The 19,991-nt window shown below is 65.7% G+C and carries 14 protein-coding genes and 2 pseudogenes; 5 read left to right on the top strand and 11 right to left on the bottom strand.

Translation table 11 applies throughout. The features are described from left to right. Window positions 1-66 precede the first annotated feature (66 nt). The 6 genes from PL79_RS17900 to PL79_RS17875 form a co-directional block, all read right to left on the bottom strand. Entirely contained in the window at window positions 67-1,290 is a 1,224-nt protein-coding gene (locus PL79_RS17900; RefSeq protein ID WP_044848191.1) for an IscS subfamily cysteine desulfurase, read from the bottom strand. 63 nt (window positions 1,291-1,353) lie between these two features. Then, a complete protein-coding gene (gene iscR, locus PL79_RS17895) occupies window positions 1,354-1,893 on the bottom strand; it encodes a Fe-S cluster assembly transcriptional regulator IscR (RefSeq protein ID WP_006760276.1) in 540 nt (179 codons plus the stop codon). A gap of 117 nt (window positions 1,894-2,010) precedes the next feature. Beyond that, window positions 2,011-2,493, bottom strand: a complete 483-nt coding sequence (locus PL79_RS17890; protein WP_044848192.1) for a low molecular weight protein-tyrosine-phosphatase — start codon at window positions 2,491-2,493, stop codon at window positions 2,011-2,013. 101 nt (window positions 2,494-2,594) lie between these two features. Beyond that, on the bottom strand, window positions 2,595-2,822 hold the full coding sequence (locus PL79_RS17885; protein WP_044848193.1) for a hypothetical protein: 228 nt from the start codon (window positions 2,820-2,822) through the stop codon (window positions 2,595-2,597). A gap of 127 nt (window positions 2,823-2,949) precedes the next feature. Further along, window positions 2,950-4,362, bottom strand: a complete 1,413-nt coding sequence (locus PL79_RS17880) for a lactate utilization protein B (RefSeq protein WP_044848194.1) — start codon at window positions 4,360-4,362, stop codon at window positions 2,950-2,952. A 35-nt stretch (window positions 4,363-4,397) separates the two neighbouring features. Beyond that, on the bottom strand, window positions 4,398-5,120 hold the full coding sequence (locus tag PL79_RS17875; RefSeq protein ID WP_044848195.1) for a (Fe-S)-binding protein: 723 nt from the start codon (window positions 5,118-5,120) through the stop codon (window positions 4,398-4,400). Window positions 5,121-5,302: 182 nt separating this feature from the next. Here PL79_RS17875 and PL79_RS17870 point away from each other — a divergent pair, with 182 nt between their 5' ends. After that, window positions 5,303-6,112 (top strand): IclR family transcriptional regulator, encoded by an 810-nt coding sequence (locus tag PL79_RS17870; protein ID WP_014896621.1) that lies wholly within the window; start codon window positions 5,303-5,305, stop codon window positions 6,110-6,112. A 100-nt stretch (window positions 6,113-6,212) separates the two neighbouring features. On the opposite strand, the gene pbpG is transcribed toward PL79_RS17870, so the two are convergent. After that, a complete protein-coding gene (gene pbpG, locus PL79_RS17865; protein ID WP_044848196.1) occupies window positions 6,213-7,364 on the bottom strand; it encodes a D-alanyl-D-alanine endopeptidase in 1,152 nt (383 codons plus the stop codon). Window positions 7,365-8,019: 655 nt separating this feature from the next. On the opposite strand from pbpG, the gene PL79_RS17860 reads away from it, so the two are divergent. Further along, window positions 8,020-8,586: a phasin family protein gene (locus PL79_RS17860; protein WP_044848197.1), complete on the top strand. Its 567-nt coding sequence runs from the start codon at window positions 8,020-8,022 to the stop codon at window positions 8,584-8,586. Window positions 8,587-8,802: 216 nt separating this feature from the next. Here PL79_RS17860 and lpdA read toward each other — a convergent pair whose 3' ends face one another. The 4 genes and pseudogenes from lpdA to PL79_RS37190 form a co-directional block, all read right to left on the bottom strand. Further along, a complete protein-coding gene (lpdA, locus tag PL79_RS17855) occupies window positions 8,803-10,560 on the bottom strand; it encodes a dihydrolipoyl dehydrogenase (protein ID WP_044848198.1) in 1,758 nt (585 codons plus the stop codon). A 274-nt stretch (window positions 10,561-10,834) separates the two neighbouring features. Continuing rightward, window positions 10,835-12,488, bottom strand: a pseudogene (gene aceF, locus PL79_RS17845) (dihydrolipoyllysine-residue acetyltransferase). Window positions 12,489-12,558: 70 nt separating this feature from the next. Next, the gene (aceE, locus tag PL79_RS17840) at window positions 12,559-15,255 is read right to left on the bottom strand and encodes a pyruvate dehydrogenase (acetyl-transferring), homodimeric type (protein ID WP_044849249.1); all 2,697 of its coding nucleotides are present in this window, start codon (window positions 15,253-15,255) and stop codon (window positions 12,559-12,561) included. A 132-nt stretch (window positions 15,256-15,387) separates the two neighbouring features. Then, a pseudogene (locus PL79_RS37190) lies at window positions 15,388-15,605 on the bottom strand (hypothetical protein); the annotation flags it as partial. On the opposite strand from PL79_RS37190, the gene fixL reads away from it, so the two are divergent. The 3 genes from fixL (at window position 15,525) to folD (ending at window position 19,765) form a co-directional block, all read left to right on the top strand. Then, entirely contained in the window at window positions 15,525-18,041 is a 2,517-nt protein-coding gene (fixL, locus tag PL79_RS17830; protein WP_044849250.1) for an oxygen sensor histidine kinase FixL, read from the top strand. The pseudogene PL79_RS37190 and the gene fixL overlap by 81 nt on opposite strands. After that, window positions 18,038-18,676, top strand: a complete 639-nt coding sequence (fixJ, locus tag PL79_RS17825; protein ID WP_006493245.1) for an oxygen response regulator transcription factor FixJ — start codon at window positions 18,038-18,040, stop codon at window positions 18,674-18,676. Before fixL ends, fixJ begins: the two co-directional genes overlap by 4 nt. 231 nt (window positions 18,677-18,907) lie before the next feature. Next, window positions 18,908-19,765: a bifunctional methylenetetrahydrofolate dehydrogenase/methenyltetrahydrofolate cyclohydrolase FolD gene (gene folD / locus PL79_RS17820; protein ID WP_044849112.1), complete on the top strand. Its 858-nt coding sequence runs from the start codon at window positions 18,908-18,910 to the stop codon at window positions 19,763-19,765. Window positions 19,766-19,991 lie beyond the last annotated feature (226 nt).

Genomic DNA, 19,991 nt, shown 5'->3' with positions numbered 1-19,991 from the left:
CTCAAACTCCTTGACTCGTTACGTCTGCGTGCGCAAATCCGCCCGCGAATGTATTCAATGCGGTGTTCAGTGTGCGGCCCATTCGATCGTCGACAGATCGATGCCTTCCTGGTGCATTTCCCAGAGCGGCGACAGTTCGCGCAGCTTCGCGATCTTGCTGTTCAGCAGGTTGATCACGAAGTCGACGTCCTGCTCCGTCGTGAAGCGGCCGACCGTGAAGCGGATCGAGCTGTGCGCGAGTTCGTCGTTGCGGCCGAGTGCACGCAGCACGTACGACGGCTCCAGCGACGCCGACGTGCAAGCCGAGCCCGACGACACCGCGACGTCCTTGATCGCCATGATCAGCGACTCGCCTTCGACGAAGTTGAAGCTGATGTTCAGGTTGTGCGGGACACGGTGCTCCATGTCGCCGTTCACGTACGTTTCCTCGATCTGCGACAGGCCGCGCAGCAGCTTGTCGCGCAGCATGCGGATGCGCTCGTTCTCGGTCGCCATTTCTTCACGCGCGATGCGGAACGCTTCGCCCATGCCGACGATCTGGTGCGTCGCCAGCGTGCCCGAACGCATCCCGCGCTCGTGGCCGCCGCCGTGCATCTGCGCTTCGATGCGCACGCGCGGCTTGCGACGCACGTACAGCGCGCCGATGCCCTTCGGGCCGTAGGTCTTGTGCGCCGAGAACGACATCAGGTCGACCTTCAGCTTCGCGAGGTCGATCTCGACCTTGCCGGTCGACTGTGCGGCGTCCACGTGGAACACGATGCCCTTCTCGCGGCAGATCTCGCCGATCGTCTCGATGTCCTGGATCACGCCGATCTCGTTGTTCACGTGCATCACGGATACGAGGATCGTGTCCGGGCGCAGCGCGGCCTTGAACACGTCGAGGTCGATCAGGCCGTCTTCCTTCACGTCGAGATAGGTGACTTCGAAGCCGTCGCGCTCGAGCTCGCGGCAGGTGTCGAGCACGGCCTTGTGCTCGGTCTTCACCGTGACGATGTGCTTGCCCTTGCCCTTGTAGAAATTCGCGGCACCCTTGATCGCGAGGTTGTCCGATTCCGTTGCGCCGGACGTCCAGATGATCTCGCGCGGATCCGCGTTCACGAGCGCAGCCACCTGTTCGCGCGCTTCCTCGACCGCGCGTTCCGCATCCCAGCCGTACGCGTGGCTGCGCGATGCCGGGTTGCCGAACTGCTCGCGCAGGTACGGCACCATCTTGTCGACCACGCGCGGGTCGACCGGCGTCGTCGCGCTGTAATCCATGTAGATGGGCAGGTGGAGAGTCTCTTGGGTCATCTGTCGCTCCGGGTATTCTGTGCAGGGACTATGTGCGTTATGGGGTGTGCGGCGCGTTCGCGCTCACGAACTCGCGATGTTGAACACCGAATTGGGACCGAGCGGCATCGTGCGCACCGGTTCGGCCGGCGCCGCGGCGGGCTCCGGCGCGCGCCGGTCGCGCAGCACCGCGGGCGCGCCCTCGCGTGCGCGCTGCTGATCGACGAGATCCTGCAGCGATACCGAATCGAGGTATTCGACCATTTTCTGGTTCAGGGTCGACCACAGCTCGTGCGTCATGCAATGGCCGTCGGGCTGCTTCGAGCCGTCGCACGTGCCTTTGCCGCCGCACTGCGTGGCGTCGAGCGGTTCATCGACCGCGATGATGATGTCGGCGACGGTGACGTCCTGCGCGCGACGCGCGAGGTTGTAGCCGCCGCCCGGGCCGCGCACGGATTCGACGATTTCATGCCTGCGCAGCTTGCCGAACAGCTGTTCGAGATACGAGAGCGAAATCCGCTGGCGCTGGCTGATGCCTGCAAGCGTCACCGGGCCCTGCTCCTGGCGCAGTGCCAAGTCAATCATCGCCGTGACGGCGAAACGGCCTTTGGTGGTGAGTCTCATGGTGTCTAGGGGACTGCAATCTTGACGATTTTGGTCAAGTATAAATATTTGACGTTTTTAGTCAAGTATCCATGTCTTCGACAGGGTATTCGCAGACCGCTGAATACCCCGCCACGATCAGCGTGCGGCGCCGCTCCGGAGGGTGTCCAGCAGGCCCGCGCACGCGCGCTCGACCTGGTCGAGCACCTGTTCGAAGCCCTGCGCGCCGCCGAAATAAGGATCGGCCACTTCGGTCTCGGCCGCGCCCGGCGCGAATTCCATCAGGAGGCGCACCTTGTCGCGCTGCCCGGGCGGGCAGCGCCGCCGCAATTCCGCGAGATTGGCTTCGTCCATCGCCAGCAGCAGGTCGAACCGCTCGAAATCCGCCGCGCTCACCTGCCGCGCGCGCAGCGCCGACAGGTCGTAGCCGCGGATGCGGGCCGCCGCCTGCGCGCGCGTGTCGGGCGGCTCGCCGACGTGCCAGTCGCCGGTACCGGCCGAATCGACCTCGATCCGGTCGGCCAGCCCGGCCGCGTCCACCTGGTGGCGCATCACGCCTTCTGCGGTGGGCGAACGGCAGATATTGCCGAGACAGACGAAACAGATCGCAACGCGGGTCATCGCACTATCGGAAAGCCGCGGCGAGCCGCGCGGGAGAAGAACGCGCCATTATACAAAGGCGCCCGGAATCGCGCCGCCGCGCGAAGCGACGGCGGCGTGCCTCACAGCGCCTTGGGCGCGGCGAGCACGACGTCGCCGGATGCGGCCGGCAGCGGTTTCGCCGCGTCGTCGACCAGACCGAACGACACCGCGCGCGCGAGTTCCGCCGATGCCTGGTGAACGGCGATCGGTCCACGCGCCGGCGCGTCGGCCATCGCGTGCAGATAAGCGGCCGCCGCGAGCGGGACGACGATTGCCAGCGGCCAGTACATCGATATTGTCTTTTTCATGATGCGGCTCCTTGACCTCATGCCCCGAAACCCGATTCCGGGGACTACAGGCAGGATTCTATAGACCGCACCTATCAAGATAAATACATGAATAGCGAACGCACTGTTGCCACCCGATGAACAGTCGTCAGCCCAGGTGGCTCTGCGAGGCCGCGTACAGTTCGCGGAACGTCCGGCCGGTCGGCGTCGGCATGTCGCGCGTGTCCATCCAGCCACCCATCATCGGCAGGCGCCGCAGCGTGCCGCCGTTGCCGCCCAGCCGCTCGAGGATCCGTACCGCGAGCTTGGTCGTCAGCGCGTAAAGGAGCGGCCGGCGCGCGACGAAGCCCCACGCGGCGAGCGCGGCGCGCTCGCGCCACGGCCGCAGGTGCCGCTCGACCTGTTTCTCGCGCAGCGTGCGCAGCAGGTGCGACAGCGGGATTCCGGCCGGGCACACGCTGTCGCATTCGCCGCACAGCGTCGCGGCCTGCGGCAGGTCGAGCGCACGGTCGATCCCGACGTAGCTCGGCGTCAATACCGACCCCATCGGGCCCGGATAGACCCATCCGTACGCGTGCCCGCCGACCTTCTGGTAAACCGGGCAATGGTTCATGCACGCGCCGCAGCGGATGCAGCGCAGCATCTCCTGGAATTCGCCGCCGATCAGGCCCGTGCGGCCGCCGTCGACGAGCACCACGTAGTTGTGTTCCGGGCCGTCCTCGTCGCCGGGGCCGCGCGGCCCGGTCAGCACCGAGAAGTAGTTCGAGGTCTTCTGGCCGGTCGCCGAGCGCGGCAGCAGACGCATCGCGGTCGCGAGATCCTCGAGCGTCGGCAGCACCTTCTCGATGCCCGTCACCGCGACATGCACGCGCGGCATCACCGTGCACATCCCTTCGTTGCCTTCGTTCGTGACGAGCGCAACCGACCCCGTCTCGGCGATCACGAAGTTGCCGCCCGTCACGCCCATGTCGGCCGACAGGAAATGCGGGCGCAGCACCTCGCGCGCCTCGCGCGTCATGTCCGGAATCTCGGTCAGCCGCTCGCGGTGGTGCGTGCGCGCGAACAGATCGGCGATCTCGTCCTTGTCCTTGTGCACGACGGGCGCGATGATGTGGCTCGGCGGCTCGTTGTCGTTGATCTGCAGGATGTATTCACCGAGGTCCGTCTCGATCGACTGCACGCCCATCTCGGCAAGCACCGCGTTCAGGCGCATTTCCTCGGACACCATCGACTTCGTCTTGATGACCTTCTTCACGTCGTGGCGCCGCGCGATGTCGGCGACGAGCCGCGCGGCGTCCGCGGTCGTTTCCGCGAACAGCACCGTCGTGCCGCGCCGCGTCGCCTCGCGCTCGAACGCCTCGAGCCACACGTCGAGGTTCTCCAGCGCACGGTTGCGGCGCGCCTTCAGCGCGGCGCGCGTCGCCTGGAAGTCGATCGCGGTCATCGCATCGGCGCGCGCGGACACGAACTTCGTCGACAGCTTCTTCAGGTTCTGCTGCAGGCGCTGGTCGGCCAGCTTCTGGCCGGCGCGCGCCTTGAAATGCATCGATTGAACTTGCATCGCGGTATCGAGGAAAAGTAAGCGGGAACCGGGCGTCAGACGTCGCCCGCCAGCACCTGCGCGACGTGCAGCACGCGGGTGTCGCGGTCGCCCGTGCGGCGCAACCGCCCTTCGATGTTCAGCATGCAGCCGAGATCGCCGAGCACGACGGCGCCCGCACCGGACGCGCGCACGTTCGCGCACTTTTCGTCCGCGATGGCCGCCGAAATGTCGCCGTACTTGACCGCGAACGTGCCGCCGAAGCCGCAGCAGTGCTCGCAGTCCTTCATCTCGGTGACGGCCACGCCGCGCTGCGCGAGCAGCGCGCGCGGCTGCGCCTTCACGCCGAGCTCGCGCAGGCCCGAGCATGAGTCGTGATAGGTGACGGGACCCGTGAATTCGCCGGGGGCGAGCGTCACCTTCGCGACGTTCGCGAGGAAATCGGTCAGTTCGTAGACTTTCTGCTGGAATCGCGCATAGCGCCCCATCAGTTCGGGGTCGTCGCGGAACAGGTCGCCGTAGTGCGCGCGGATCATGCCGCCACACGAGCCCGACGGCGCGACGACGTAATCGAACTGCTCGAACTCGCGCAGCGTCTTTTCGGCGAGATCCCGTGCGAGCGCGCGGTCGCCCGAGTTGTAGGCCGGCTGGCCGCAGCAGGTTTGCGCGGGCGGCACGAACACTTCGTAGCCGGCTTCGCGAATCAGTTTCAGCGCGGAAAAGCCGATTTCCGGACGCATCAGGTCGACCAGGCAGGTCACGAACAAACCGACTCGCATACGCGCTCCTTCGAGAAAACGGCTCTCATTATCCGCCGTTTGGCCGGCAAGACCAACGCCGGCACGCGCGCAAGTGCGCGATGCCGGAAACGAGGACTTCCTCGAACGGCGTTCGCTTTTTTCACGATACGAGATACAATCGACGCAACACCGCTTGACGCGTCAACCGATTCTCCCCCGACATGAGCCAACCCACCCCGGATTCCAAAACGTCGATCCAGGTGATCGAACGCATGATGCGGCTGCTGGACGCGCTCGCCGCGCACAGCGATCCCGTCAGCCTGAAAGAGCTTGCGCAGCGCACGGAGCTGCATCCGTCGACCGCACACCGCATCCTCAACGACATGGTGACCTGCCGCCTCGTCGACCGCTCCGATCCCGGCACCTACCGGCTCGGCATGCGGCTGCTCGAACTCGGCAACCTCGTGAAGGCGCGCCTGTCGGTACGCGACGCTGCGCTGATGCCGATGCGCGAATTGCATCGCCTGACCGGCCAGACCGTGAACCTGTCGGTGCGTCAGGGCGACGAAATCGTCTATATCGAGCGCGCGTATTCCGAGCGCTCGGGGATGCAGGTCGTCCGCGCGATCGGCGGCCGCGCGCCGCTGCACCTGACGTCGGTCGGCAAGCTGTTTCTCGCGGTCGACGAAACGTCGCGCGTGCGCGCCTATGCGACGCGCACCGGGCTGTCCGGCCATACGCAGAACAGCATCACCGACATCGCGAAGCTCGAGCGCGAGCTGACACTCGTGCGCCAGCAATCGTGCGCGCGGGACAACGAGGAACTGGAACTGGGCGTGCGCTGCATCGCGGCTGGCATCTACGACGACTCGGGCAAGCTCGTCGCGGGCCTGTCGCTGTCGGCCCCGGCCGACCGCCTGCAGGACGCGTGGCTCGGCCAGTTGAGCCGCACCGCGCTGACCATCTCGGAATCGCTCGGCTACCGGCCCGCGCCCGCGAAGGATGCCGAAGGGCTGCAACGGCACGCGTGAGCCGCGCCGCCCGCCGCATGGCGCCGGATGAAAAAAAGCCCCGCATCGCGGGGCTTTTTCTTTGCGGCGATCGGCACGGCGGCGAACCGCCGTGGCGCGCTCAGGTGCCGCCGTTCGCCGTGTTGGCGGCCGTCAGGCGCTCGCCGCCGCCGGCGTCGAGCCAGTTGCGCAGGCGTGCCGCGTCGGCGAAGCGCGAATACTTGCCGAACGAATCCAGCAGCACCATCACCATCGGCCGGCCATGGATCGTCGCCTGCATCACGAGGCATTCGCCCGCCTCGTTGATGAAGCCCGTCTTCTGCAGACCGATGTCCCACGAGCCGTTGCCGCGGATCAGCGCGTTCGTGCTGTTGTAGACCAGGTTGCGCTTGCCCGTATTGACGTCGTACGTGCGGTCGGTCGAGAACTGCCGGATCATCGGGTACTGGTACGCCGCGTTGACCATCTTCACGAGGTCGCGTGCGCTCGACACATTCGAGCTCGACAGGCCCGTCGAATTCTCGAAGTGGGTGTCGTTCATGCCCAGCGACTTCGCCTTCGCGTTCATCGCGGCGATGAACGCCGGACGGCCGCCCGGGTAGTAGCGCGACAGCGCGGCGGCCGCGCGGTTTTCCGACGCCATCAGCGCGATGTGCAGCATGTCCTCGCGCGACAGCACCGAGCCGACCGACAGGCGCGAACCCGTGCCCTTCTCGTAGTCGCGGTCTTCGTCGGTGACTTCGATCTGGTCGGTCATCGGCGACTTCGAGTCGAGCACGACCATCGCCGTCATCAGCTTCGAGATCGATGCGATCGGCACGACGGCGAGCGAATTCTTGTCGAACAGCGGCTCGCCGGTGTTCTGGTCGACGACGTACGCGACGCTCGAGCGCAGCGCGAGCGCGTCCGGCGTGTCGTGCAGGCCGAATGCCTGGCCGACCGTCGGGCGACGCGGCTGGAACGCGACCTTGCGCACCGCGCCGCGATGGCCGTGCACGTTCGACGCGAGCGTCGCGCGCTTGCGCGATGCCTTCGGCGCATCGGCCGACGCGACGTTGGCGGATTTCGCGGAGGCGGCCTTCACCGTCCGCTTCTTTTCCGAAGAAGTGGAAGCGGCTTTCTTGGCGGCCTGGTGGGTCTTCGCAGTGGCGGCAAAGGCGTCAGCGGGCGCGACGGACGCGGCGGTCGCCAGCAAGGCGACGGCGACCGACACAGCCGTGCCGAGCGTCATGCTCTGCAACAATCTGCGCGGTGAAAACGATTCGGCTTTCATTGGGGTCTGGACAAAGCGGGCGGGGTTTCCGCAAGTGTAGTTAAAGCTGAAAAAAAGAGCAATATTAGGCACTTACCGATCGTCGTTAAACCGGAATGTAAGGGTCGACCAATGATGACTCGATCAACCCTCGCGCTCCCATCGAAAAAATTCATGGGATGCGCCGCCCGACAGTACCCGTCTCCCGAATTACCACGCGGTTAATTGAGATAACGTCACTTTGGCAACGAATTAAAGCGGGGAAAGTACGTATCCGGCGTTCGGTGTACCAGGCACCGGTCTTGACCGCGGCGGCGGCACGTCGCCACGGCATGCGCATCGCGAAACGGCGCGCTTTTCGACAGGAACAGAAGCATAACGTTCCACATGCCTGTCAGGTTTACCTGTGCATGATCAGGGTGCGGCGCGCCTGCCCCGGCCAAGTGCGCACCATGTGGGAACACGTCTGAAACCGATTCCGAACCGGCCGCGATAACCCGTTGTTTTATCGATAATTTGTTGTGATTGTGCAATGCACAAAAAGTGCTTGACAAGACTTTTCTCTGCCCTAAAATATGACTCATTGCTGCGTTGCACAAAGCACGCGGCGCCGAGGTTCCCCATCGTAGTGCCCTTTATCCCTGCGATCGACGTGATCGCTTTTCAGGAGCTTGACATGTCCTTGCTGACCCCCGAGCAAATCGCCGCCGCACAGAAAGCCAACCTCGAAAGCCTGTTCGGTCTGACGACCAAGGCGTTCGAAGGCGTCGAAAAGCTGATCGAACTCAACCTGCAGGTCGTGAAGTCGACGCTGACCGAAAGCCAGGAAAACGCGCAGCGCCTGCTGTCGGTGAAGGACGCACAGGAACTGATCGCGCTGCAAGCGAGCCTGTCGCAGCCGGTCGCGGAAAAGGTGCTGTCGTACAGCCGTCACCTGTATGAAATCGCGTCGTCGACGCAAGCCGAGTTCGCGAAGGTTGCCGAAGCGCAATTCGAAGAGCAGAACAAGAAGGTCCAGGCACTCGTCGACAACGTCGCGAAGAACGCTCCGGCCGGTTCGGAAACGGCTGTCGCCGCACTGAAGTCGGCACTGAACGCTGCGAACACGACGTACGAAACGGTTCAGAAGGCAGCCAAGCAAGCCGTCGAGATCGCCGAAACGAACTTCAACGCGGCTGCCGCTGTCGCGACGAAGGCTGCGAGCGCTGCTGCATCGCGCCGTTCGAGCAAGCCGGCCGCGTAAGCGTCCCCTGCTCCTGACAAAGCCGCGCACTGCGCGGCTTTTTTGTTTCCGGCGACGGAACATCCGGGCATCCCGGCATCCCGGTGGCGCCGGCGCGATGGCGCGGCACGGACCAGGCACTGCCGTCGGCCGCGGGCAAAAGAAAACGCCGCCGTCCGGGTATCCCGGGCGGCGGCGTTTTTCGTGGCCGGCGCGAGGCCGGCCGTGCCGATCGCGTTACTTCTTGCGTTGCGGCGGCAGGTCCGTACAGACGCCTTCGTACAGTTCCGCGGCCATGCCGATCGATTCGCCGAGCGTCGGGTGCGGATGGATCGTCTTGCCGATATCTTCCGCGTCCGCGCCCATCTCGACGGCCAGACACACTTCGCTGATCAGGTCGCCCGCGTTCAGGCCGACGATCCCGCCGCCGATCACGCGATGGGTTTCCTCGTCGAAGATCAGCTTCGTGAAGCCTTCGTCGCGGCCGTTCGCGATCGCGCGGCCCGATGCGGCCCACGGGAACACGGCCTTGCCGTACTTGATGCCTTCGGCCTTGCACTGGTCTTCGGTCTTGCCGGCCCACGCCACTTCCGGATCGGTGTACGCCACCGACGGGATCTGCAGCGCGTCGAAGTACGCCTTTTCGCCGTGCGCGGCTTCCGCTGCGACGTGGCCTTCATGCACGGCCTTGTGCGCGAGCATCGGCTGGCCGACGACGTCGCCGATCGCGAAGATGTGCGGGACGTTCGTGCGCATCTGCTTGTCGACGTCGATGAAGCCGCGGTCGGTGACGGCCACGCCTGCCTTGTCGGCACCGATCTTCTTGCCGTTCGGGCTGCGGCCCACCGCCACCAGCACGAGGTCGTAGCGCTGCGCTTCCGCCGGCGCCTTCTCGCCCTCGAACTTCACGTAGATGCCGTCTTCCTTCGCTTCCGCGCCGACCGTCTTGGTCTTCAGCATCACGTTGCCGAAGCGCTTCGCGTTGTACTTTTCCCAGACCTTCACGAGATCGCGGTCCGCGCCCATCATCAGGCCGTCCATCATTTCGACGACGTCGATCTCGGCGCCGAGCGTCGCGTACACCGTCGCCATTTCGAGGCCGATGATGCCGCCGCCGATCACGAGCATGCGCTTGGGCAGCTGGCGCAGTTCGAGCGCGCCCGTCGAATCGACGACGCGCGGGTCTTCCGGCATGAACGGCAGCTTCACGGCCTGCGAGCCGGCGGCGATGATTGCCTGCTTGAACTTGACGACCTTCTTGCCGTTTTCGCCCTGCACTTCCATGTGATACGGATCGACGAACGCGCCGACGCCGGTGACCACTTCGACCTTGCGCGCCTTCGCCATGCCGGCGAGGCCCGTCGTCAGCTTCTTGACGACGCCGCCCTTGAAGTCGCGCAGCTTGTCGAGATCGACTTCCGGCTTGCCGAACGAGATGCCGTGCGACGCGAGCGCCGCGGCTTCGTCGATGACGAGCGCCGTGTGCAGCAGCGCCTTCGACGGGATGCAGCCCACGTTCAGGCAGACGCCGCCGAGCGTCGAGTAGCGTTCGACGAGCACCGTCTTCATGCCGAGGTCGGCTGAGCGGAACGCGGCCGAGTAGCCGCCGGGGCCGGCGCCGAGCACGAGCATGTCGCATTCGATGTCGGCGGAGCCGCTGTAGCTGCCGGCTTGCGGAGCGGCGGCCGGCGCGGCGGCCGGAGCCGGTCCTGCGGCCTTTGCGGGTTCGGCTGCTTTCGCGGGCGCGGCTGCGCCTGCCGCTGCTTCGACGATGGCGATCACGGTGCCTTGCGAGACTTTCTCGCCGGCTTTGACCTTGACTTCCTTGACCGTGCCGGCGACGTCGCTGGGCACTTCCATGGAGGCTTTGTCCGATTCGAGCGTGATGAGCGTCTGCTCTTTTTCGATCACGTCGCCCGGCTTCACGTTGACTTCGATGACATCGACGCCGCTGAAATCGCCGATATCCGGAACCTTGACTTCGATGAGACTCATGTACGTCCCCTTCTTGTTTGGCTGCTGACAGAGGGAGAGGATTCGCGCGCTGCTGAACTACGGCCTGACTGGAGAACGCGGACCCGGGCAGAACCACCTTTGCCGTCCGCCCAAGGACGCGCCTTTCTTTTGGTTACTTTTCTTTGGAAGACAAAGAAAAGTGACCGCCGCCCCGCGCAGGGGCGACGCTGATTGACCGTCAAGCAAACAAGTTCAACGACGGGGCATGGATCACCGACATGGAACCCACGCCCCTGCGAAAACCCTCAGCTCATCAAAGAATGATGCGACGGAAATCGGCCAGCAACGCGCCGAGATACGCATTGAACCGCGCGGCTTCCGCGCCATCGATGACGCGATGGTCATACGACAGCGACAGCGGCAGCGTGAGCCGAGGCACGAACTGCTTGCCGTCCCACACCGGCTTCATCTGCCCGCGCGACAACCCGAGGATCGCGACTTCCGGCGCGTTGATGATCGGCGTGAAGTTGGTGCCGCCGATCCCGCCGAGCGACGAGATCGAGAAGCAGCCGCCCTGCATCTGGTCCGGCTTCAGCTTGCCGTCGCGCGCGGCCTTCGACAACTCGGCCATTTCCTTCGCGATGTCGACGAGGCCCTTCTTGTCCGCGTCGCGGATCACCGGCACGACGAGGCCGTTCGGCGTGTCCGCGGCAAAACCGACGTGGTAGTACTGCTTGAACACCAGGTTGTCGCCGTCGAGGCTCGCGTTGAAGGTCGGGAACTTCTTCAGCGCGGCGACGACCGCCTTGATCACGAACGCGAGCATCGTGAACTTCACGCCCGCCTTCTCGTGCTCTTTGTTCAGCTGCACGCGCAGCGCTTCGAGCTCGGTGATGTCCGCTTCGTCGTTGTTCGTGACGTGCGGGATCATCACCCAGTTGCGATGCAGGTTCGCGCCCGAGATCTTCTTGATGCGCGACAGCGGCTTCGCCTCGAACGGGCCGAACTTCGAGAAGTCGACCTTCGGCCACGGCAGCAGGTTCAGCTCGCCGCCGCCTGCCGGCGCGGCTGCCGCGGCCGGTGCCGCGCGCTGGCCCGTCATCACGCCCTTCACGAAGCCGGTGATGTCTTCCTTCGTGATGCGGCCCTTCGGACCGCTACCCTGCACGCGTGCGACCTCCACGCCGAGTTCGCGCGCGAACTTGCGCACGGACGGCGATGCGTGGCTCGCGCGGTACTCGCCCGACGCTGGCGGCGGCGCGCGGCAGCAGCAGCCGGAGCCGGCGCAGCCTTCGCGGGTGCCGGTGCGGCGGCGGGTGCCGGCGCGGCAGCGGCCGGAGCCGTGCGCTCGCCTGCGGCGCGGCGGCAGGCGCGCCGCCAGCGGCGTCGAGCAGCACGATCAGCGTGCCTTCGGACACCGAATCGCCCACCTTGACCTTGATTTCCTTCACGACGCCGGCGGCCGGGCTCGGCACGTCCATCGTCGCCTTGTCGGACTCGAGCGTGACGAGCGACTGCTCCTTCTCGACCGTGTCGCCGACCTTCACGCCGATCTCGATCACCGGGACGTCCTTGTAGTCGCCGATGTCGGGCACCTTCACCTCGAGCGTGCCGCCCGACGCTGCCGGCGCGGCAGCCGGCGCGGCTGCAGCCGGTGCCGGTGCGGGCGCTGCCGCCGGAGCCGGGGCTGCTGCCGGCGCGGCCGCACCGTTCACCTGCGCCGCGGCGCCGCCTTCGAGCAGGACGATCAGCGAGCCTTCCGACACGGAATCGCCCACCTTGATCTTCACTTCCTTGACCGTGCCGGCTGCCGGGCTCGGGACGTCCATCGTCGCCTTGTCCGACTCGAGCGTGACGAGCGACTGCTCGGGCTCGACCGTGTCACCCACCTTCACGAGCACCTCGATGACGGGCACGTCCTTGTAATCGCCGATATCCGGCACCTTCACTTCGATCGCTTGACTCATCTTTTTGTGTCTCCATGGCCGCGCGCGCCCCTCCCGGAAGCGGCGCGCGGCATCACACGGCGCGTGTGCGTTAAACGGTCATCGGGTTGGGCTTGGACGGATCGAGGTTGTACTTGGCAATCGCGTCCGCGACCACCTTGCGCTCGATCGTGCCTTCGTCGGCCAGCGCGTTCAGCGCGGCGACGGTGACCCAGTGACGGTCGACTTCGAAGAAGTGACGCAGCTTCTCGCGGGTGTCCGAACGACCGAAGCCGTCCGTGCCCAGCACGACGAAGCGGCGATCGATCTGGCCGCGGATCTGGTCGACCAGCGCGCGCACGTAGTCGGTCGATGCGATGACCGGACCCTGCGTGTCCTTCAGGCACTTCTGCACGTGCGACAGGCGACGCTCCTCGGTCGGATGGAGCAGGTTCCAGCGCTCGATCTCGTGGCCTTCACGCGCGAGTTCGGTGAAGCTCGGCACGCTCCACAGGTCGGCCGCGACGCCCCAGTCGTTCTTCAGCAGGTCGGCGGCAGCGATCACTTCGTTGAAGATCGTGCCCGCGCCGAGCAATTGCACGCGCGGCGCCTTCGCGTCCGCGTCGGCCTTCTTGAACGCGTACATGCCCTTGATGATGTCGGCCGCCACGTGCTCGCCCTGCGGAATCGCCGGGTGCTCGTAGTTCTCGTTCATCACCGTGATGTAGTAGTACACGTCTTCCTGCTCCTGCACCATGCGGCGCAGGCCGTCCTGGACGATCACCGCGAGTTCGTAGCCGAACGTCGGGTCGTAGCTGATGCAGTTCGGCACCGAGGCGGCCCACAGGAGCGAGTGACCGTCTTCGTGCTGCAGGCCTTCGCCGTTCAGCGTCGTGCGGCCCGCGGTGCCGCCGAGCAGGAAGCCGCGCGAGCGCATGTCGCCCGCCGCCCATGCCAGGTCGCCGATCCGCTGGAAGCCGAACATCGAATAGAAGATGTAGAACGGCACCATGATCTCGCCGTGCGTCGAATACGACGTCGCCGCCGCGATCCAGTCGCACATGCCGCCCGCTTCGTTGATGCCTTCCTGCAGGATCTGGCCGGTTTCCGATTCCTTGTAGAACATCAGCTGGTCGGAATCTTCCGGCACGTACTTCTGGCCTTCCTGGTTCCAGATACCGATCTGGCGGAACAGGCCTTCCATGCCGAACGTACGCGATTCGTCCGGGACGATCGGCACGACGCGCTTGCCGAGCGCCTTGTCCTTCAGCAGGATGTTCAGGATCCGCACGAACGCCATCGTCGTCGAGATCTCGCGGCCTTCGCCCGTGCCCTTCAGCAGCGGCTCGAATGCGTCGAGTGCCGGCACCGGCAGCGACGTCGCCTTCTCGCGGCGATGCGGCAGGTAGCCGCCGAGGTCCATGCGCTTCTGGCGCATGTATTCGAGTTCCTTCGAGCCTTCCTCGAACTTCAGGTACGGCACGTCGGCGATCTGCTCGTCGGTGATCGGCAGGCGGAACTGGTCACGGAACTTCTTCAGTTGCTCGACCGGCAGCTTCTTCTGCTGGTGCGTGATGTTCATCGCCTGGCCCGACTCGCCCATCCCGTAGCCCTTGATGGTCTTCGCGAGGATGACGGTCGGCGCGCCCTTCGTGTTGGTCGCTTCGTGGAACGCCGCGTAGATCTTGTGCGGATCGTGGCCGCCGCGGTTCAGCGCCCAGATGTCGTCGTCCGACCAGTCGGCGACGAGCGCCTTCAGTTCAGGCGTGTTGAAGAAGTGCTCGCGCACGAACGCGCCCGACTCCGACTTGTACGTCTGGTATTCGCCGTCGACGACTTCCATCATGCGGCGCATCAGCGCGCCCGTCTTGTCGCGTGCGAACAGCGCATCCCAGCGGCTGCCCCAGATGACCTTGATCACGTTCCAGCCGGCGCCGCGGAATTCCGATTCCAGTTCCTGGATGATCTTGCCGTTGCCGCGCACCGGGCCGTCGAGACGCTGCAGGTTGCAGTTGATCACGAACACGAGGTTGTCGAGCTTCTCGCGGCTCGCCATGCCGATCGCGCCGAGCGATTCCGGCTCGTCGGTCTCGCCGTCGCCGAGGAACGCCCAGACCTTGCGGCCGGCGGTCTTCGCGATGCCGCGCGATTCCAGGTACTTCATGAAGCGTGCCTGGTAGATCGCCATGATCGGGCCGAGACCCATCGACACCGTCGGGAACTGCCAGAAGTCCGGCATCAGCCACGGATGCGGGTACGACGAGATGCCCTTGCCGTCGACTTCCTGGCGGAAGTTGTCGAGCTGCTCTTCCGACAGGCGGCCGAGCAGGAACGCGCGCGAGTACACGCCCGGCGACGAGTGGCCCTGCACGAACACGAGATCGCCGCCATGCTGGTCGGACGCCGCGTGCCAGAAGTGGTTGTAGCCGACGTCATAGAGCGTCGCGGCCGATGCGAACGACGCGATGTGGCCGCCGACGTTCGTGTCCTTGCCGGCGCGCAGCACCATCGCCAGCGCGTTCCAGCGCGTGTACGAACGGATGCGGTGCTCGAGGTCCTGGTCGCCCGGAATCTTCGCCTGGGCTTCGACCGGGATCGTGTTGATGTACGGGGTGTTGGCGGAGAACGGCAGGTGTTCGCCGTGCATGCGGGCGAACTCGATCTGCTTTTCGATCAGGTAATGCGCGCGGCCGGTGCCCACCGAGGAGATCACGCCGTCGAGCGACTCGAGCCATTCAACGGTTTCTTGCGGGTCGTCGTCACGTTCGGCGGCGACATATTTCATCACTTCGTTCGGTACAGCGGACATTCTCGTCTCCTGGGTCCTGGAATGTGAGGATCGCTCTCGTGCAGACGACGCGGCGCGGCCTGCGGCAAGCTCCGACGGATTGTAATGAGCGTCGCCGGCCCCGCGCAACAGAATTTTCGAATTATGAGATCTTTTCTCGTAATGCGGAATATTGCTGCGCTGCACCCTTGCGGCGGGCCTCTCCGGCACGCGCCGCGGGCATAAATCCGTTTCCGTTCAACATATCCGGTATAGGTTTTCCATGTATTGCGCTGCGCTACAATCCTGCCATGTTGACCGATCGGCTTTTCGCACGCTCGGCGCGACCGTCGGGCCCGCCGGCGGAGTCGCAGCCGTCCCGCTGGCACCACGGACCGTGGTGGTCCAATTCCTATTTGCTGACGCCGCTGCTGTCGATCCTCGTGTTCCTCGTGGTGATGAGCCTCATTCTATGGAGCCTCAATCGCCGCGAACAGCAGCAGCAGGAAGACACCCTGTTCCGTAACGTCGCGTGGGCGCAGCAGCAGATCCGCCTGTCGATGACTGGCGCGCAGGAGCAGCTGCAGGCGCTGTCGCGCGATCTCGCGTCCGGCCGCCTCGACCAGAACGCATTCCAGATGGCCGTCGCGGACGTGATGCAGACGCATCCGGAAATCCTCTATCTGAACTGGTACACCGCGCCCGGCGTGCAGCGCTGGCCGACCGTGCATCCGCCGCTGCTCGGCCAGCGGCTCGCGAAACCCGGCGACGCGCAGATGCAGGACGCCGTGCGCGGCGCGTACGACGAAGCGCGCAGCACGCGCCGCCAGGCCTATTCGCCGCTGATCTACGACGACTTCGGCAACGGCTTCATCACGCTGCAGACGCCCGTGATGCGCGGCGACCGCGAATATCTCGGCGCGCTCGCCGCGGTGTTCTCGGTCGAAGGGATCCTGAAGCACGACATCCCGCAGGAGCTGTCGTCGAAGTACAAGATCTCGATTACCGACTCGAACAACCGCGAGCTGTCGTCCACGTCGACGCGCCCGCGCCTGCCGCGCGACTCCCACTACGACCTGCCGCTCGACCCGCCCGGCCAGGGGCTGACCGTGCGCGTGTACGCGTTCCCGCAGCTCACGAACCTGACCAACAACACGCTCGTGTGGCTCGTGGCCGGCCTGTCGTGCTTCGTGCTGTGGAGCCTCTGGAGCCTGTGGAAGCACACGCGCCAGCGCTTCGAGGCACAGCAGGCGCTGTATGCGGAGGCGTTCTTCCGCCGCGCGATGGAGAATTCGGTGCTGATCGGCATGCGCGTGCTCGACATGCACGGCCGCATCACGCACGTGAACCCCGCGTTCTGCCGGATGACGGGCTGGGACGAAACCGACCTCGTCGGCAAGGTCGCACCGTTCCCCTACTGGCCGCGCGACTCGTATCCCGAAATGCAGCGCCAGCTCGACATGACGCTGCGCGGCAAGGCACCGAGCTCGGGCTTCGAGCTGCGCGTGCGGCGCAAGAACGGCACGCTGTTCCATGCGCGCCTCTACGTTTCGCCGCTGATCGACAGCTCCGGCCGCCAGACCGGCTGGATGTCGTCGATGACCGACATCACCGAGCCGAAGCGCGCGCGCGAGGAACTCGCGGCCGCGCACGAGCGCTTCACGACGGTGCTCGAAAGCCTCGACGCCGCGGTATCGGTGCTGGCCGCCGACGAAGCCGAGCTGCTGTTCGCGAACCGCTACTACCGCCACCTGTTCGGGATCCGCCCGGACGGCCACCTCGAGCTGTCGGGCGGCGGCTTCGACCGCGCGCAGGCGTCGTCCGACTCGATCGACATGGTCGATGCGTTCGCGGGCCTGCCGGCCGCCGCGCTGACGAGCAGCACTGCAGACGCGCAGGAGGTGTACGTCGAGAGCATCCAGAAGTGGTTCGAGGTGCGCCGCCAGTACATCCAGTGGGTGGACGGCCACCTCGCGCAGATGCAGATCGCGACCGACATCACGACCCGCAAGAAGGCGCAGGAACTCGCGCACCAGCAGGAAGAGAAGCTGCAGTTCACGAGCCGATTGATGACGATGGGTGAAATGGCGTCGTCGATTGCGCACGAATTGAATCAGCCGCTCGCCGCGATCAACAACTATTGCTCGGGCACGCTCGCGCTCGTGAAAAGCGGCCGCGGCACGCCCGAGACGCTGCAGCCCGCGCTGGAAAAGACCGCGCAGCAGGCGCTGCGCGCGGGGATGATCGTCAAGCGGATCCGCGAATTCGTGAAGCGCAGCGAGCCGAAGCGCCAGCCGGCGCGGGTCGCGGACATCGTCGCCGACGCAGTCGGGCTCGCCGAAATCGAGGCCAGGAAGCGCAGGATCCGGATCGTCACGGAAATCCTCGCAAGAATGCCTATTATTTATGTCGACCCCGTGCTGATCGAGCAGGTGCTCGTGAACCTGATGAAGAACGCGGCCGAGGCGATGGCCGACGTGAAGCCGGCGTCGGCGGACGGCGTGATCCGCGTCGTCGCCGACATCGATGCGGGTTTCGTCGACATCCGCGTGATCGACCAGGGTCCGGGCGTCGACGAAGCGACCGCCGAACGCCTGTTCGAACCGTTTTACAGCACCAAGTCCGACGGCATGGGCATGGGGCTGAACATCTGCCGTTCGATCATCGAATCGCATCGGGGGCGTCTGTGGGTGGTCAACAATGTCGAACCGGACGGCCGCATTTCCGGCGCGACATTCCACTGCAGCCTGCCCATTGGGGAACCCGCTGATCTCGGCCAAGGGGGGCGCGAGGCATCGGCATCACATACCGTTACGGGAGAACTATGAATAGCCCTGTCACCACCACTCAGGAAACTGTCTTCGTCGTCGACGACGACGAAGCCGTACGGGACTCGCTGCGCTGGCTGCTGGAGGCGAACGGCTATCGCGTGCAATGTTTCTCGAGCGCCGAGCAGTTCCTCGATGCGTACCAGCCGGCGCAGCAGGCCGGCCAGATCGCCTGCCTGATCCTCGACGTGCGGATGTCGGGCATGAGCGGCCTCGAGCTGCAGGAGCGCCTGATCGCCGACAACGCCGCGCTGCCGATCATCTTCGTCACGGGCCACGGCGACGTGCCGATGGCCGTGTCGACGATGAAAAAGGGTGCGATGGACTTTATCGAGAAACCGTTCGACGAGGCCGAGCTGCGCAAGCTCGTCGAGCGGATGCTCGACAAGGCCCGAAGCGAAAGCAAGAGCGTCCAGGAACAGCGCGCCGCGAGCGAGCGCCTGTCGAAGCTGACCGCGCGCGAGCAGCAGGTGCTCGAGCGGATCATCGCCGGCCGCCTGAACAAGCAGATCGCCGACGATCTCGGGATCAGCATCAAGACGGTCGAAGCGCACCGCGCGAACATCATGGAAAAGCTCAACGTCAACACGGTCGCCGATCTGCTGCGCCTCGCGCTGTCGAAGAAGCAGGCCTGAACGTTGCGCGCGGCCGCCGGGCGCCTGCCGCGGCGCACCGCCGCGCCGCGCGATGCGGCCCACTCGCGCGGCACGGCACGGCGCCGCCTCCGGGGCGCCGGCACCGCCGCCATGACGCTTTCCTTGTATTCGCTGTCGGACGACGGCAGGCGACCGGTATAATTCCGTGTTTTGCTGCGGCGCTTCGCGCGCCGTACGCCCGCATTCCAACTTCCCGGCAGGACCACCACCATGACAGCCCTCCTCATCGACGGCAACGCCCTCTCGAAGACCTTGCGCGCGCAGGCCGCCGAACGCGCCGCCGCCCTGACCGCACGCGGCCACCAGCCCGGCCTCGCGGTGATCCTCGTCGGCGCCAACCCGGCGAGCGAAGTCTACGTGCGCAACAAGATCAAGGCGTGCGAGGACAACGGCTTCTTCTCGCAGAAGGATGCGTATCCGGACACGCTGTCGGAAGCCGACCTGCTCGCGCGCATCGATGAACTGAACCGCGACCCGAAGATCCACGGCATCCTGGTCCAGCTGCCGCTGCCCGCGCACATCGACAGCCACAAGGTGATCGAGGCGATCGCGCCGGAGAAGGACGTCGACGGTTTCCACGTCGCGAACGCCGGCGCACTGATGACGGGCAAGCCGCTGTTCCGCCCGTGCACGCCGTACGGCGTAATGAAGATGTTCGAAGCGCACGGCATCCCGCTGCAAGGCGCCAACGCCGTCGTGATCGGCCGCTCGAACATCGTCGGCAAGCCGATGGCGATGCTGCTGCTCGAAGCCGGCGCGACCGTGACGATCTGCCACAGCAAGACGCGCGACCTCGCCGCGCACACGCGCCAGGCGGACGTCGTGGTCGCCGCGGTCGGCAAGCGCAACATCCTGACGGCGGACATGGTCAAGCCGGGTGCGACGGTGATCGACGTCGGCATGAACCGCGACGATGCGGGCAAGCTGTGCGGCGACGTCGACTTCGCCGGCGTGAAGGAAGTCGCCGGCCACATCACGCCGGTGCCGGGCGGCGTCGGCCCGATGACCATCACGATGCTGCTGATCAACACGATCGAAGCCGCCGAGCGCGCCGCCGCGGCCGCCTGAGCGCCTTCGCCCCTCTCGCCCGTCCAGCCGGCGCGCATGCGTGCGCCGGCGTCCCGCCGGCCGCCCGTCGCGGCCGCGTCAGCGCCCTGCCACACTGCCGCGCTCCGCTTCATTCCGCCCCTTTCGACCCTTTCCGGCTCCGCGTCGCGCACCGCCAATCGCCTCGTTAGAAACTAACGATTGGAAAGCGCGCGATGCGCCCCAATAATGTCGATATCGGGCGCCG

The sequence above is a fragment of the Burkholderia sp. USMB20 genome, from assembly GCF_000949135.2.
Lineage (GTDB): Bacteria > Pseudomonadota > Gammaproteobacteria > Burkholderiales > Burkholderiaceae > Burkholderia.
This window is presented reverse-complemented; position numbering and strand designations above follow the sequence as displayed.

Bases quoted from the DNA above. Each gene is read 5' to 3' on its own strand.
- PL79_RS17900 (WP_044848191.1), bottom strand. From the start codon at position 1,290: ATGACCCAAGAGACTCTCCACCTGCCCATCTACATGGATTACAGCGCG.
- iscR (WP_006760276.1), bottom strand. From the start codon at position 1,893: ATGAGACTCACCACCAAAGGCCGTTTCGCCGTCACGGCGATGATTGAC.
- PL79_RS17890 (WP_044848192.1), bottom strand. From the start codon at position 2,493: ATGACCCGCGTTGCGATCTGTTTCGTCTGTCTCGGCAATATCTGCCGT.
- PL79_RS17885 (WP_044848193.1), bottom strand. From the start codon at position 2,822: ATGAAAAAGACAATATCGATGTACTGGCCGCTGGCAATCGTCGTCCCG.
- PL79_RS17880 (WP_044848194.1), bottom strand. From the start codon at position 4,362: ATGCAAGTTCAATCGATGCATTTCAAGGCGCGCGCCGGCCAGAAGCTG.
- PL79_RS17875 (WP_044848195.1), bottom strand. From the start codon at position 5,120: ATGCGAGTCGGTTTGTTCGTGACCTGCCTGGTCGACCTGATGCGTCCG.
- PL79_RS17870 (WP_014896621.1), top strand. From the start codon at position 5,303: ATGAGCCAACCCACCCCGGATTCCAAAACGTCGATCCAGGTGATCGAA.
- pbpG (WP_044848196.1), bottom strand. From the start codon at position 7,364: ATGAAAGCCGAATCGTTTTCACCGCGCAGATTGTTGCAGAGCATGACG.
- PL79_RS17860 (WP_044848197.1), top strand. From the start codon at position 8,020: ATGTCCTTGCTGACCCCCGAGCAAATCGCCGCCGCACAGAAAGCCAAC.
- lpdA (WP_044848198.1), bottom strand. From the start codon at position 10,560: ATGAGTCTCATCGAAGTCAAGGTTCCGGATATCGGCGATTTCAGCGGC.
- aceE (WP_044849249.1), bottom strand. From the start codon at position 15,255: ATGTCCGCTGTACCGAACGAAGTGATGAAATATGTCGCCGCCGAACGT.
- fixL (WP_044849250.1), top strand. From the start codon at position 15,525: ATGTTGACCGATCGGCTTTTCGCACGCTCGGCGCGACCGTCGGGCCCG.
- fixJ (WP_006493245.1), top strand. From the start codon at position 18,038: ATGAATAGCCCTGTCACCACCACTCAGGAAACTGTCTTCGTCGTCGAC.
- folD (WP_044849112.1), top strand. From the start codon at position 18,908: ATGACAGCCCTCCTCATCGACGGCAACGCCCTCTCGAAGACCTTGCGC.